13 protein-coding genes are annotated in these 14,232 nt (G+C 73.3%); 12 read left to right on the forward strand and 1 reads right to left on the reverse strand.

The window, feature by feature from the left end:
- Nucleotides 1-188 precede the first annotated feature (188 nt).
- Together ABD993_RS03365 and ABD993_RS03370 are read left to right on the forward strand one after the other, a co-directional pair.
- A complete protein-coding gene (locus ABD993_RS03365) occupies nt 189-398 on the forward strand; it encodes a helix-turn-helix domain-containing protein (protein ID WP_028932228.1) in 210 nt (69 codons plus the stop codon).
- Between the two features lie 88 nt (nt 399-486).
- Nucleotides 487-2,403 carry an ABC transporter ATP-binding protein gene (locus ABD993_RS03370; RefSeq protein ID WP_345412512.1) on the forward strand — a complete coding sequence of 639 codons (1,917 nt, stop codon included), beginning with the start codon at nt 487-489 and terminating at the stop codon, nt 2,401-2,403.
- 8 nt (nt 2,404-2,411) lie between these two features.
- Here ABD993_RS03370 and ABD993_RS03375 read toward each other — a convergent pair whose 3' ends face one another.
- Nucleotides 2,412-2,999, reverse strand: coding sequence for a TetR/AcrR family transcriptional regulator (locus ABD993_RS03375; protein WP_345412514.1), 588 nt, complete (start codon nt 2,997-2,999; stop codon nt 2,412-2,414).
- Nucleotides 3,000-3,139: 140 nt separating this feature from the next.
- Here ABD993_RS03375 and egtA point away from each other — a divergent pair, with 140 nt between their 5' ends.
- From egtA to ggh, 10 genes are all read left to right on the forward strand, one after another.
- Nucleotides 3,140-4,471, forward strand: a complete 1,332-nt coding sequence (egtA, locus tag ABD993_RS03380) for an ergothioneine biosynthesis glutamate--cysteine ligase EgtA (RefSeq protein WP_345412516.1) — start codon at nt 3,140-3,142, stop codon at nt 4,469-4,471.
- Nucleotides 4,468-5,781 (forward strand): ergothioneine biosynthesis protein EgtB, encoded by a 1,314-nt coding sequence (egtB, locus tag ABD993_RS03385; protein ID WP_345412518.1) that lies wholly within the window; start codon nt 4,468-4,470, stop codon nt 5,779-5,781. The genes egtA and egtB overlap by 4 nt, the downstream gene beginning before the upstream one ends.
- Entirely contained in the window at nt 5,782-6,522 is a 741-nt protein-coding gene (egtC, locus tag ABD993_RS03390) for an ergothioneine biosynthesis protein EgtC (protein ID WP_345412520.1), read from the forward strand. It abuts the gene before it with no gap.
- A 70-nt stretch (nt 6,523-6,592) separates the two neighbouring features.
- A complete protein-coding gene (gene egtD, locus ABD993_RS03395; protein WP_345412522.1) occupies nt 6,593-7,567 on the forward strand; it encodes an L-histidine N(alpha)-methyltransferase in 975 nt (324 codons plus the stop codon).
- 64 nt (nt 7,568-7,631) lie between these two features.
- Nucleotides 7,632-8,198, forward strand: a complete 567-nt coding sequence (locus ABD993_RS03400) for a class I SAM-dependent methyltransferase (RefSeq protein WP_345412524.1) — start codon at nt 7,632-7,634, stop codon at nt 8,196-8,198.
- A 49-nt stretch (nt 8,199-8,247) separates the two neighbouring features.
- Nucleotides 8,248-9,573 carry an ABC transporter substrate-binding protein gene (locus tag ABD993_RS03405; RefSeq protein WP_345412526.1) on the forward strand — a complete coding sequence of 442 codons (1,326 nt, stop codon included), beginning with the start codon at nt 8,248-8,250 and terminating at the stop codon, nt 9,571-9,573.
- A gap of 19 nt (nt 9,574-9,592) precedes the next feature.
- Nucleotides 9,593-10,450 (forward strand): carbohydrate ABC transporter permease, encoded by an 858-nt coding sequence (locus ABD993_RS03410; RefSeq protein ID WP_345412527.1) that lies wholly within the window; start codon nt 9,593-9,595, stop codon nt 10,448-10,450.
- Nucleotides 10,447-11,241, forward strand: a complete 795-nt coding sequence (locus tag ABD993_RS03415) for a carbohydrate ABC transporter permease (protein WP_345412530.1) — start codon at nt 10,447-10,449, stop codon at nt 11,239-11,241. Before ABD993_RS03410 ends, ABD993_RS03415 begins: the two co-directional genes overlap by 4 nt.
- 9 nt (nt 11,242-11,250) lie before the next feature.
- Complete coding sequence (locus ABD993_RS03420) at nt 11,251-12,303, forward strand: ABC transporter ATP-binding protein (protein WP_345412533.1); 1,053 nt, start codon at nt 11,251-11,253, stop codon at nt 12,301-12,303.
- A 300-nt stretch (nt 12,304-12,603) separates the two neighbouring features.
- Complete coding sequence (gene ggh / locus ABD993_RS03425; RefSeq protein WP_345412535.1) at nt 12,604-13,983, forward strand: glucosylglycerate hydrolase; 1,380 nt, start codon at nt 12,604-12,606, stop codon at nt 13,981-13,983.
- The last annotated feature ends 249 nt before the right edge of the window (nt 13,984-14,232 follow it).

Raw genomic sequence — 14,232 nt, forward strand, 5'->3', positions numbered from 1 at the left:
TCGTCACTCTCCGGATACGGAAAGCTGTGATGTGCGCCACGACGATCACCCATTCGCGTGATCCGTTCGGGGGAACCGTTCACCGATCATGAGTGATGTTGCGCTGGCCACATCCGTGGCGGTGGATCATCATGGCCCCACCGACGCGCCGAGGGCCGGCTCGCGGGGATCAGAGGAGGTCAACCGTCGTGGCCGACCTGAAGAAGGGCGCCCGGATCACGGGCACCCAGCGGGACAAGCTCGCCACCGACCTGAAGAAGAAGTACGAGAAGGGCGCGAGCATCCGTGCCCTGGCCGAGCAGACCGGCCGCTCGTACGGCTTCGTGCACAGGGTGCTCAGCGAGACCGGGGTGACGCTGCGCGGTCGCGGCGGCGCCACCCGTACCAAGAAGAAGTAACCCGTCGGAGCGCGCGCCCGCCGACGTCAGCAGCGGACGGCGGCGGGCCGGCGCGCAGGGTCCACCGGTTCGGGCGCACCATGTGCGTATGGACAGGCCCCTCACGATCATGCGCGGCGCGATCCGGGCCGGGGACACCCCGCACTCGGTCGCCAGGGGGACCGTACCGAGGATCTGGGGCTTCGCCCGGCCCTACCGCGGGTGGTTGACGGCGTTCCTGCTGCTCACGACCTGTACCGCCGTGATCGGCGTGCTCACCCCGATCCTCGCGGGTCGTGTGGTGGACGCCATCGTGGGCGGCGCGGCGGACGCACCCTCGCGGGTCGTCACCCTCGCCCTGGCGATCGCCGGGCTGGCGGTCGCGGAGGCGCTGATCGGGCTCGGTGTCCGGTGGTTCTCCTCCCGCATCGGTGAGGGGCTGATCGTCGACCTGCGCACCGCGGTGTTCACCCACGTGCAGCGGATGCCGGTCGCGTTCTTCACCCGCACCCGCACCGGCGCGCTGGTCTCGCGGCTCAACAACGACGTGATCGGGGCCCAGTCCGCCATCACGACGACGTTGGCCAGCGTGCTGTCCAACGTCATCCAGCTGACCCTCGCGCTCGCCGTCATGATCGGGCTGGCGTGGCAGGTCACCGTGCTCGCGCTCGTCCTGCTGCCGATCTTCGTGCTGCCCGCCCGCCGGATGGGCCGCCGGATCGCGGACCTGCGGCGGGAGGCCGCGGACCTCAACGCGGGCATGAGCACCCAGATGACCGAGCGGTTCTCCGCGGCGGGCGCCACCCTGGTCAAGCTGTTCGGGCGGCCGCGCGAGGAGGCGGCGGAGTTCACCGGCCGGGCCGAGCAGGTGCGCGACATCGGGGTGCGCACCGCGATGGTGTCCCGGGTGTTCGTGGCCTCGCTCGCCCTGGTCTCGGCGCTGGCGCAGGCCCTGGTCTACGGGCTGGGCGGCTGGTTGGCGGTGACGGGCCGGATCGAGGCGGGCACCGTCGTCACGCTGGCGCTGCTGCTCACCCGGCTCTACACGCCGATGACCGCGCTGGCGAACGCGCGGGTGGACGTGATGTCCGCGCTGGTCGCCTTCGAGCGGGTCTTCGAGGTGCTGGACCTGCCGCCGATGATCGACGAGCGGCCCGGCGCCCGGGATCTGCCGCGCGGCCCGGTCTCCGTGCGGCTGCGGGACGTGCACTTCTCCTATCCCACCGCCGAGCAGGTCTCGCTCGCCTCGCTGGAGGACGTGGCCGTGCTGGACCGCCGGGCGCCCGGCGAGGTGCTGCACGGGGTCTCGCTGGAGGCGACTGCCGGATCGCTGCTCGCGCTGGTGGGGCCCTCGGGCGCGGGCAAGTCGACCATCGCCGCGCTGCTCCCGCGGCTCTACGACGTCGACTCCGGGGCCGTCGAGCTGGCCGGGGTGGACGTGCGCGACCTGACCTTCGCCGCGCTGCGCCGGACCGTCGGCGTGGTTACCCAGGACGGGCACCTGTTCCACGACACCATCGCCGCGAACCTGCGCTACGCCGCGCCGGAGGCCTCGGACACCGACCTGTGGGACGCCCTGCGTCGCGCTCGCCTGGCCGAGGTGATGGCCCAGCTGCCGGACGGCCTGGACACCGTGGTCGGCGAGCGCGGCTACCGGCTCTCCGGCGGCGAGCGCCAGCGGCTCACCATCGCGCGGCTGTTGCTGGCCCGGCCCCCGGTCGTCGTGCTGGACGAGGCGACCGCCCACCTGGACTCCGAGTCCGAGGTCGCCGTGCAGGAGGCGCTGGCCGAGGCCCTGGCGGGCCGCACCGCCGTCGTGATCGCGCACCGGCTGTCCACGATCCGCGCGGCGGACCGGATCGCCGTCGTCGAGGCGGGGCGGATCGTGGAGCAGGGCACCCACGCGGAGCTGCTGGCCGCGCGCGGCCGGTACGCGGCCCTGCACCGCACCCAGTTCGCGGCGCAGGCGGGCGAGCTGAGCTGCCCGGTCCCGGGCTGCACCGAACCGCACCCGGCGCACCTCTGACGGCGGTTCTACCGGCGCCGCACGCTCTGCTCGACGACGTCCAGCACCCCGTCGAGCGCGTCCGCGGGAAGCCCCATGGCGAGGTGGCTGACCAGGCCCTCCAGCACCAGCTCGAGGTACTGGGCGAGGACCGCGGCGGGCACGTCGTCCCGCAGCGCGCCGGTGGCGGCCAGCCGGTCCAGGCGCTCCCGGGTGGCGGCGGTGAGCTCGGCGGAGTGCTGCTGCCACCGCCCGCGGAACTCCGGGTCCGTCCGCAGCCTGCGGGAGACCTCCAGCCGGGTGCCCAGCCAGCTGCTCTCGTCCCCGGACCCGTCCCCGTCCTTGCGGGCGGTATCGAGCAGGTCCCGCATGACCTGGACCAGGCCCTGCTCGGCGACGACGTCCGCCATCCGCCGCGCGTCCTGCTCGGCGAGGGCGAGGAACAGCGCGTCCTTGTCCCGGAAGTAGTGGAAGATCGCGCCGCGGGACAGCCCGGTGCTCTGCTCGAGCCGCCGGACGGTCGCGCCCTCGTAGCCGTACGCCGCGAAGCAGCGCCGGGCACCGTCGAGGATGTGCTGGCGCCGGGCGGCGAGCTGGTCGGTACTCACGCGGGGCACGGGACCAGTATCCCGTACGTACGTCTTGTGGCCCAGGAGAACCCCGGTACCAGGAGGTTCGTCCGGAACCTCCGGTGATCTGCGCGGGCGGCCCCGGTTCGGGCATGTTTTTGTCGGACCCCGCGGGTAGCGTTTTCCCCGTGGTTCCCGAGACGGGGTTCGCCCCCGTGAGCGCCGAGCCCGCGGCCTCCCCCGCCGCGGCTCCGATGGTGCTCCGCTCCCGGGCGGAGGCCGAGGCGTACGTGGCCTCCGTCTGCTTCAAGCACGGGCCGCCCCGGCTCGTCGGCGTCGAGCTCGAATGGGTCCTGCGCGCGGGCGGTCCTCCCGATCTGGGGGAGCTGCTCGCCGCGCTCGGACCGCACGCCCCCGTCTCCCTGCTCCCCGGGTCGCCCGCCGCGCCGCTCCCCGGGGGGTCGCTCGTCACCATCGAGCCCGGTGGCCAGGTCGAACTGGCCAGCCCGCCGCTCCCAGACCTCCGCACCCTGACCGCCACGGTCGAGGCCGACTCGGCGCACCTGCACCGGCTGCTCGCCGATCGTGAGCTCACCCCCGAACCCCGCGCCGCGGACCCCTGCAGGCCCGCCCGGCGCCTCGTCCAGCTCCCGCGGTACCGGGCCATGGAGCAGGCCTTCGACCGGAACGGGGCCTTCGGCCGGACGGGCATGTGCTCCACGTCCGCCGTGCAGGTCGCGCTGGACGCAGGCGAGGAGCACGAGGTGGCCGCCCGCTGGGCGGCGCTGCACGAGCTGGGCCCGGTGCTGCTGGCCGCGTTCGCCAACTCGCCCGCCCTGCACGGGCGAGGTACCGGCTGGCGGTCCAGCCGGTTCGCCGCCTGGCTCGCCTCCGACCCCGCGCGGACCGGTCCACCCACCCCGACCGAGCTGGCCCGGCCCGATCCCGCGCAGGCGTGGGCGGAGCGCGTCGTCGGCACCCCGCTGCTGTGCGTGCGGGGGCCGGGGGAGTGGGTCGTGCCCGTGGGCGTCACGTTCGCGGACTGGATCGGGGGAGCGCTGCCCGGCACCCCCACCACAGCGGACCTCGACTACCACATCTCCACGCTGTTCCCGCCGGTCCGCCCGCGCGGTTTCCTCGAGGTCCGCTACGTCGACCAGCAGCAGGGCGCCGACTGGGGGCTGCCGGTCGCGGTGCTCGCCGCGCTGACCGCCCGCCCGGAGACCCTCGACCGGGTCCGCGAGCTGTGCGAGCCGGTCCGGGAGCACTGGCTGGCGGCGTGCAGGCTGGGCCTGGCCGATCCGGACCTCGCCCGCGCCGCGCGTGCGGTGTTCGGGCTGGCCTGTGCGGCGCTGCCCGACCTCGATCCGCCGCCCGCGCTGGCGCAGCGGCTGGTCGCCGTCACCGAGGGCCGGATCGCCGCGGGCCGCAGCCCGGCGGACGATCCGCTGCCCGGCGAACCGACCGTCCTCGACCCGATCGACATCGTCTCGCTCCCGACGGAGGGACTCCTCCCGTGACACTCACCCCGGACCACCCGACCACGGAGGACCTGCGCGCGCGGGTCGTCGACCAGCTCGAGACCGCTCGCCGCCGCAGCACCGTGCTCACCTCGGTGGACGACGGCGACCTCGTCGCCCAGCACTCCCCGCTGATGTCCCCGCTGGTCTGGGATCTCGCGCACATCGGCAGCATGGAGGAGCTGTGGCTAGTGCGGGAGGTCGGCGGCCGCGAGGCGCTGCGTCCCGAGATCGACGGCCTGTACGACGCGTTCCAGCACTCCCGTGCCGAGCGCGTCGAGCTGCCGCTGCTCACCCCGACCGAGGCCCGCGCCTACGTCGCCGAGGTGCGGGACAAGGCGCTGCACGTGCTGGACCGCCACCCGCTGTCCGGCCGCAGGCTGGAACAGGCCGGGTTCGTGTTCGGCATGATCGCCCAGCACGAACAACAGCACGACGAGACGATGCTGGCCACCCACCAGCTGCGCGCGGGCGGGCCGGTGCTCGCGGCCGCCGAGCCGCCGCCCGGTCGGGTGCTCCCGGCGCGGGAGGTGCTCGTGCCCGCGGGGCCGTTCGTGCAGGGCACGTCGACCGAGCCGTGGGCGCTGGACAACGAGCGCCCGGCGCACACCGTCACGCTGCCCGCGTACTGGATCGACGCCCACCCGGTCACCAACGCCGAGTACACGGCGTTCGTCGAGGCGGGCGGGTACACCGACCCGCGCTGGTGGAGCCCGGTCGCCTGGCGGCACGTGCAGGAGGAGGGGCTGGTCGCGCCGCGGTTCTGGTCGCGGGACTCGTCGGGGACCTGGTGGCGGCGGCGGTTCGGCGTGGTCGAGCCGGTGCCCGCGGCCGAGCCCGTGGTGCACGTCAGCTTCCACGAGGCCGCGGCCTACGCCGCGTGGGCGGGTCGGCGGCTGCCCACCGAGGCCGAGTGGGAGAAGGCCGCGCGCTGGGACCCGGAGGCCGAACGCAGCCGCCGGTTCCCGTGGGGGGACGCCGACCCCGGCCCCGAGCACGCCAACCTCGGGCAGCGTCACCTGCAGCCGGCGCCGGTCGGGGCGTACCCGGCCGGGGCCTCCCCGCTCGGGGTGGAGCAGCTGATCGGAGACGTCTGGGAATGGTGCGACTCCGGGTGGGACCCCTACCCGGGCTTCGAGGCGTTCCCGTACCGGGAGTACAGCGAGGTGTTCTTCGGCGGGGACTACAAGGTGCTGCGCGGCGGGTCGTTCGGCACGGACGCGGCGGCGATCCGCGGCACCTTCCGCAACTGGGACCACCCGGTCCGACGGCAGATCTTCGCCGGCTTCCGCTGCGCCCGGGACGCCTGAGTGTGCCGTCACCTGGCGTGGATCGGGGTGTCGCGGCGGGTCTCGGACCTGGTCCTCGACCCGCCGCACTCCCTGCTGCACCAGTCGTACGCCCCCGCGGACATGCGCGGCGGCGGCACGGTGAACGCGGACGGGTTCGGTGCCGGCTGGTACGGCGGAGGTGCCCCGGTCCGGTACCGCTCGGCCCGGCCGATCTGGTCGGACGCGGGGTTCGCGTCGGTCGCCGAGGGGGCGTCCTGCACCGCGCTGCTGGCGGCCGTCCGCTCGGCGACGACCGGGATGCCGGTGACCGAGACCGCCGCGGCCCCGTTCGCGGCCGGTCGATGGCTGTTCAGCCACAACGGGGTGGTCCGCGGGTGGCCGGAGTCGGTCGCGGACATCGCGGCCCGCCTCCCGGTGAGGGACCTGCTGACCCTGGACGCCCCCACGGACGCCGCCCTGCTCTGGGCCCTGGTCCGACACCGCCTGCGGGCGGGGGAGGAGCCGGGCGCGGTACTGGCGGAGACCGTGGTGGAGGTGGCCGCGGCCGCGCCGGGCTCCCGGCTGAACCTGCTGCTGACGGACGGCACCGCGATCTGGGCCACCGCCTGGGACCACGCCCTGTCGGTCCGCGTCTCGGACACCGAGGTCACCGTGGCCTCCGAACCCACGGACACCGACGAGGCCTGGAGACCCGTCCCGGAGGCCCACCTCGTCACCGCCGCCCCCGGCGCGTCGACCCTCACCCCCCTCCACCCCTGATACCCCGGCACGGCACCGCCGCGTTCCACCCGCCCGCGCCGCTGCGGGACCTCGATGCAAGGAGCACGTCATGAACCGCCTCACCGCGCTGGACGTCCACCTCACCCCGGCGGACGCCGAGCGGGCGCTGCGGGAGGACGCCCGGGCGGGGCTCACCGCCACGCCCAAGGAGCTACCGCCGAAGTACTTCTACGACGCCCGGGGCAGCGAGCTGTTCGAGGAGATCACCGCGCTGCCGGAGTACTACCCCACCCGCACCGAGCGGGCCCTGTTGGCGGAGTCGGTCGGGGCGATCGCCGAGGCGTCGGGGGCGGACACCGTCGTCGAACTGGGATCGGGGTCGAGCGCCAAGACCCGCCTGCTGCTGGACGCCTTCCGCGCCCACAGCACCCTGCGCCGCTACGTCCCGCAGGACGTGTCCGAGGCCGCGTTGCGCGGGGCGCTGGAGGCCCTCGGCGCCGAGTACCCGGACCTGGAGCTGCACGGGGTCGTCGGGGACTTCACGAAGGACCTCCGGTTCCTGCCCAAGCGGGGCCGCCGCATGATCGCCTTCCTCGGCGGCACGATCGGCAACCTGCGCCCCGCTGAGCGCGCGGCGTTCCTCGCGCACGTCCGCGAGGTGCTCGAGCCCGGCGAGCAGCTGTTGCTCGGCACCGGACTCGTGATCGACGAGCCCACCCTCGTCGCCGCGTACGACGACGCGCAGGGCGTCACCGCGGAGTTCAACCGCAACGTGCTGCACGTCCTCAACCGGGAGCTGGGCGCGGACTTCGTGCCGGAGGACTTCGCGCACGTCGCTCTGTGGGACGCCGAGAACGAGTGGATCGAGATGCGGTTGCGGGCCGAGCGCGCGATGCGCGTCCGGATCCCGGAGCTGGACCTGGAGATCGACTTCGCGGCGGGGGAGGAGCTGCGCACCGAGATCTCCGCGAAGTTCCAGCCGGTGAGCGTGCGGTCGATGTTGCGCGAGGCCGGGTTCGACCTGGTCCGCTGGTGGGCCGATGCCGACCGGAGGTTCGCCCTGAGCCTGGCCACCGCGGTCTGAGCGTCGCCGGGCGGGCGCCGACAGGCGGTTCCGCACCCCATGCCCGCGGGCCTACGGTCCGGCCATGCCGATGAACGCCCTCCACCGCAGGCTGTGCCGCTCGGACTCGTGGGCGCAACGGATGCACGAGCAGGTGCTCCCGTGGGCGCTGGACGGCGTGGACCTCGGCGGGCGGGTCCTGGAGATCGGCCCCGGGTACGGCGTCACCACCCGCTGGCTGCTCGGGCGGGCGGGCCGGGTCACCGCCGTGGAGGTCGACCCGGACCTGGCCGCGGACCTGGGCCGGGAGTTCGCGGGTCGGGTGGACGTCCGCGCCGGGGACGGGGCCGACCTGCCGTTCGCCGCGGAGACGTTCGACGCCGTCGTCTGCTTCACGATGCTGCACCACGTCCCGTCCGCGGCCGAGCAGGACCGGCTGTTCGCCGAGGCCGCTCGCGTCCTGCGCCCCGGGGGCACGTTCGCGGGCTCGGACAGCAGGCTGAGCCTGCGGTTCCGGGTCCTGCACGTGCGGGACACCATGGTCGTCGTCGACCCGGCCGGGCTGCCCGCCCGTCTCCGCGCGGCCGGTTTCACCGACGCCGAGACCGCGCTCGGCGGGAGATCGTTCCGCTTCCGCGCCACGGCGGGCTGAGACCCGGTCCCACTCTGCGCGATCCGTCCACTCCGGATAGCGTTTTCGCATGGGGGTCTCGCGCCGCGACGCGCTCCGCCTCGGGCTCGGGACAGCGGCACTGGGGATGCTCTCCGCCTGCGCGCTGGACACGTCCGGGGCACCCGGCGGCGTCGGCTCGGGCGGGCTGGTCTTCTACTCGACCCAGCTGTCGACCACGGCCGAGGCCGAGTCCGTCCGGCGGCAGATCCTGGCCGGGTTCGGCGAGGAGGTGCAGTTCACCGCCGACCCGTCGACCACCAAGCTCCTCGACCGGGTACGGGCCGAGGCGCAGGCCGGGACCTCGAACCTCGGGCTGGTCGGCGCGCTGCAGGGCGAGTTCGCCACCCTGTGGAAGGAGGGTCTGCTCCGCGACATGACCGACGTCGTGGAGTCACTCGGCGACCGCGCCTTCACCTCCCGCTACCTCGACCTCGCCCGGTTCGACGGCCGCTACGCCTTCGTCCCGTGGATCTCCGCGAGCTACATCATGGCCGCCCGCCGCGAGGCGCTGGACTTCCTGCCCGCGGGCGCCGACCTGCAGAACCTGACCTACGCCCAGCTCCTGGACTGGACCCGGGCGATCCAGCAGGCCACCGGATCGGCCCGGTTCGGCCTGCCCGCGGGGGAGAACGGCCTGCTCAAACGGTTCCTGCAGGGCTACGCCTACCCGAGCTTCACGGGCGGGGTGAACACCACCTTCGCGAGCCCCGGCGCGGTGACCATGTGGGAGTGGCTGCAGCAGGTCTGGGCCACCGCGAACCCGCAGTCGGTCACCTATGGATTCATGCAGGAGCCGCTGCTCACCGGCGAGGTGTGGGTCGCGTGGGACCACGCCGTCCGGCTGGTCGACGCCCTGCAGACCCGGCCGGAGGACATCGTCTCCTTCCCCGCGCCCACCGGCCCGCGCGGGCTCGGCTACCTCCCGGTCCTCGGTGGACTGTCGATCCCGAGGGCGGTGGCCGACCCGCAGCCGTCGATCGAGCTGATCCGGCACCTGACGGACCCGGCGCGCGCCTCGACCACCCTGCGGACCGTCGCGTGGTTCCCGCCGCAGGACCTGGGGGCGATCCCCGGCGGGCTGCCCCCGGGCGTCGGGCAGGAGGCGGAGACGTTGCAGCGCATGGTCGGCACGCCCGGTGCGCTCGCGTCGTCGCTCGCGGTGGGACTCGGCGGGCAGAGCGGGGCGTACGACAAGGTCTTCACCGACACCTTCCGGCGGATCGTGCTGGACGCGGGGGAGGTGCGCGGCACGCTCGCGACCCAGGCCGCGGCGTTGCAGGGCGTGCTCGACACCGCGCAGGCCCGGTGCTGGACACCCGATCCGCTGGGCGAGGGGGTGTGCCGTGTCGGTTGAGGGCCCGCGGCGGCGGAGCGTGCGTAGCCGACCATCGACGCTGCTGCCGTACCTGCTCCTCGTCCCGTCCGTCGCCTACCTGCTGGTCTTCTTCGCCTCACCGATGGTCCAGGCGTTCGGTCTCGCCTTCACCAGCACGACGGGGGAGTGGGGTCTGTCCTCGCTGTCCGCCATGGTGTCCGACGACCGGTTCCGGCCTGCCGTATGGACCACCCTGATCCTGCTCGTGGTGCTGCTGCCGATCCAGCTCGCCCTCGCCCTGGCGATGTCGATGATCATCACGGGTCGCCTGCGCGGCAAGGGGTTCTGGCTCTACGTCTTCCTGCTCCCGCTCGGCGTGTCCGAGCTCGGCGCAGGCATCCTGTGGTACTCGATCTTCGTGGAGCAGGGCTGGCTGAACACCGCGCTGCAGTCCGTCGGGATCATCGACCGGCCGGTGCTGTGGCTGGACTACCGCGAGCCGTGGCGGGTGATCGGGACGATCGTGGTCGCCGAGGCGTGGCGCTCGACGTCGCTGCTGGTGATCATCCTCGTCGGCGGCCTGCGGGCGATCCCGAAGGACTACCTGGAGGCCGCGGACGTCTTCCACGCCGGGCCCTGGCAGCGGATGCGGCACGTGGTGCTGCCGATGCTGCGGCCCACCATCCGCACCGCGCTGATCGTGCGGGTGGTCCTGGCATTCGAGGTGTTCGCCACCGTGATCGCCCTCGGCGGCACCGCCACGGACACCCTCGCCACCCAGGCCAACCGCGCGTACACCGAGTTCCAGGACGCCCACCTGGCCTCGGCGTACGGGTTGGTCATCCTCGTCGTCTCGCTCGTGGCGGTGGGGATCGTGCTCGCGGCCCTGCCGACGAGAAGGGAGCGCGGCGAGTGAGGCGCGTGCTCTCCTACGGCGGCGCGGTGCTGCTGGCGGGCTGGATCCTGGTGCCGATCTGGTTCGTGGTCGTCGGCGCCTTCTCCACCGCGGACTCGGCGTACACCTACCCGCTGGCCGTGTGGCCGGACTGGTCGCTGGAGTCCATGCGCTTCTTCGTGACGTCCGCGGGCGTCCCGCAGGCGCTGCTGTCCAGTGTCGTCGTCGCGCTGATCACCGGGGCGCTCACACTGCTGCTGGCCGCCCCGGCGGGCTACGCGTTGGCACGTTTCGTGTTCCCGGGCGCGTCGGCCTACCGGCTGACCGTGCTGGCCACCCGCGCGTTCCCGGTGGTCGTGCTGTCGATCCCGCTCGCGGTGTTCTTCCTGCAGTGGGGGATCTACGACACCGTGTGGGGCGTCGCGTTCATGCACACCGCGCTCGCGCTGCCCTTCGTGGTGCTGATGGTCGCGGGGGTGTTCGCCGGGGTGCCCGTGGACATCGAGGAGGCCGCCCAGATCTTCGGCTGCTCCCGGGTCGGGGCCTTCCGCCGCGCGGTGGTCCCCAACGCGGCCCCCGGCCTGGCCGCCGCGGGCACCTTCGCCGTGCTGCTGAGCTACAACGAGGTCTTCGCCGCCTCGATCCTCACGCTGCAGGACCCCACGCTGCCGGTGTTCGTCCTCACCGGACTGACCCAGGCGCCGCTGCCGTTCCGCTACGCCGGGGCCCTGTTCCTGCTCGCCCCGGCCTTCCTGTTCATCCTGCTGATCCGCAAGCGCCTGATCGGTGTCGGCGGACCGACCCTCCGGTAAGGGGACCCGTTGTCCGACATCCGGCTCACCGGCATCACCAAGCGGTACACGCGCGGCTCCGCACCCGCCGTCGACGACGTGTCCCTCACCGTGGCGGACGGCGAGTTCATGGTCCTGCTCGGACCCTCCGGCTGCGGCAAGACCACGCTGCTGCGCACGATCGCGGGGCTCGAGCACGCCGACATCGGCACCGTGCACCTCGGGGACCGGGACGTCACCGCGCTGCCGCCCCGTAGGCGCGACCTCGCGATGGTCTTCCAGGGGTACGCGGTGTTCCCGCACCTCACGGTGGCCGAGAACATCGGCTTCGGGCTGCGGATGCGCAAGGAGCCGGGGATCGAGGAGGCCGTGCGCCACGCCGCGGGCCTCGTGCAGCTCGACGACTACCTGGACCGCTACCCGAGTGCCCTCTCCGGCGGACAACGACAGCGGGTCGCGGTGGCGCGCGCGGTGGCCGTCCGACCGTCGGTGCTGCTGATGGACGAGCCTCTGTCCAACCTGGACGCGCTGCTGCGGCTGTCCTTCCGCTCCGAGCTCAAGGCGCTGGCCAAGGAGCTGAACACCACCATCGTCTACGTGACCCACGACCAGGTCGAGGCGCTCTCGCTCGGGGACCGGGTCGCCGTCATGCAGGCGGGGCGGATCGTGCAGTCCGGCACCCCGATGGAGGTCTACGACAAGCCGGTGAACCGGTTCGTCGGGGGCTTCCTCGGCACCCCGCCGATGAACATGCTGCCCGCGCGGCGGGGTGCGGACGGCTGGACCGTCGCGGGCCACCCGTTCGCCGTCCCGCACGACGGGGACCACCTGCTCGCCGGGATCCGCGCCGAGAACATCGAGGCCTCCACCACCGCACGCCCGGGAGCGCTGCCCGGCCGGGTCCGGCTCGTCGAGCCGCTGGGGTCGCAGCTGCTCGTCACCGCCGCGGTGGGGGAGGAGGACGTGAAGATCCTCACTCCCACGGACTTCCCGGCCGCCGACGGTGCCGAGCTCTGGCTGCACGCCGCCCCCGAGCGGGTGCGCTGGTTCGATCCCGCCACGGAGCGCGCACTCGGTCGGTGAGCAGGCGCTCCGTGTCCGTCCGGTGTGGATTTCCGGGTCGCACGCGAAACATCCTGGACGTTGATCCGGAATGAGTCGGCAATATCTGCGGGCATCCGCGCCGGCGTCTCCGACGCATCGTGAGCGCGCCGAGGTCGTTCTCCACTCGAACGCGTGAGCCGGACGGCGTAACGCCGTGCCGGTGGCTCCGATGTAGCCGGCACCGGGTCTTGAGATCGTCCACACCCGTTGTTACTGTGGAGTTAAGTACGAGACGGACCGAAATGGCGTCGACAAACGCCGGAAGGATGCGCATCCCCCGTGAGCACGGACTCCGACCATCGCTCCCCCCTGACGCCCTCCACCTACGGTTCCGCCCTCACCGACGTCCGTCTCGGTGTCCAGGCCGCGGACGTGCTCCGCATGAACGACATGGGCGGGTGGACGAAGGCCGCGCCGCTGCTCTACCCGCACCAGTGGAGCTGGGACAGCGCGTTCGTGGCGATCGGGTGGGCGCAGGTGGACGTGCGCCGTGCGATGACCGAGCAGCAGCGCCTGTTCGAGGCCCAGTGGGCCAACGGGATGGTCCCGCAGATCGTGTTCAACCCGCTCGCAGGCCCGGAGTCGTACTTCCCGGACCCCGCGCGCTGGGCCGTCGAGGTGTCGCCGGACGCGCCGGTCGGCGTCGCGGAGACCAGTGGGATCTGCCAGCCGCCCGTGCACGCGATCGCCGTCGCGCGGATCTGGGAGGTCGCCCGGGGCACGGAGGCCGAGGAGGACGTGCGCCGCGAGCTGCGCGCACTCTTCCCGAAGCTGATGGCCTGGCACCGCTACCTCGCCGAGGACCGGGACCCGTCCGGCAGCGGCCTGGTCACCACTTACCACCCGTGGGAGGGCATCGACAACTCCCCCCGGTGGGACGCGGTCCTGGAGCGGCTCGAGGTCGGCGACCTGCCGCCGTACGTCCGGCGCGACCTCTCGCACGTCGCGGACGCGGGCCAGCGCCCGTCGAACCTCGCGTACGACCGGTTCCTCTGGCTGCTGGAGCTGCTCAAGCGCCACCGCTACGACGACGCCGCCATCCACGAGTCGTACCCGTTCCTGGTCAAGGACGTCTTCCTGACCTCCGTCCTGGTCATGGCCAACCGCGCGCTGCTCGCGGTGGCGGACGCCGTCGGCGCCACCTCCGAGGCGCGGGACACCGTCCGCCGGTGGATCGACCGTGGCCGCGCGGGGATCGCCGCCACAGTGGACCCCGCGACCGGCATGACGTACGACGTCGACATGGGCACCGGCCGTCCCATCGAGATCGCCACGTTCGCGGGCATGTGCACCCTGCTGGACGCCGAGGCCCCGGCCGCACAGCGGGCCCGCGCCCTGCAGCTGTTCGACTCCGCGGAGTTCGCGGGCCACCCGGCCCTGCGCTGGGCGATGCTCCCCAGCACCAGCCCGACCGAGGCCTGCTTCGATCCGCGCAACTACTGGCGCGGCCCGGTCTGGCCGATCGTGAACTGGCTGTACTGGAAGGGCCTGCAGGAGGGCGGGGAGGTCGAGCGCGCCGCGCAGCTCCGGGAGGCCGCGCTGGACTCGCTGCGCCACGTCGGGTTCGCGGAGTACTTCCACCCCATGACCGGCGAGGCCCTGGGCTCGGCCATGCAGTCCTGGACCGCCGCCGTCGCCCTGGACTGGCTGGCGGCCTAGCTCCCCTCGCGAAGATCCCTGTCCCGGGAGTGGGGCGGTCGGATTCCGACCGCCCCGCTCCCGTGTGGTGGATCGTGGTGTGGGCCCGGGCCCGCCGGCGATGATCCACTCGTGGGGAGCGGGGCGGTCGGAGTTCGACCCGTCGCGTCCCGGAGTGTGGATCATGGAGAAGCGGACCGACCATGATCCTCTACTCGGGCGGTCGGCGGTCGGAAACCGACCCCTCCGCACCCGAGGCGTGGATCATGG

This window comes from Pseudonocardia xishanensis, assembly GCF_039541715.1.
Lineage (GTDB): Bacteria > Actinomycetota > Actinomycetes > Mycobacteriales > Pseudonocardiaceae > Pseudonocardia > Pseudonocardia xishanensis.

What these genes read in the sequence shown, in the direction of transcription:
- ABD993_RS03370 (WP_345412512.1), top strand. Translation starts at nt 487, where the DNA reads ATGGACAGGCCCCTCACGATCATGCGCGGCGCGATCCGGGCCGGGGAC.
- egtD (WP_345412522.1), top strand. Translation starts at nt 6,593, where the DNA reads ATGAACCGCCTCACCGCGCTGGACGTCCACCTCACCCCGGCGGACGCC.
- ABD993_RS03400 (WP_345412524.1), top strand. Translation starts at nt 7,632, where the DNA reads ATGCCGATGAACGCCCTCCACCGCAGGCTGTGCCGCTCGGACTCGTGG.
- ABD993_RS03405 (WP_345412526.1), top strand. Translation starts at nt 8,248, where the DNA reads ATGGGGGTCTCGCGCCGCGACGCGCTCCGCCTCGGGCTCGGGACAGCG.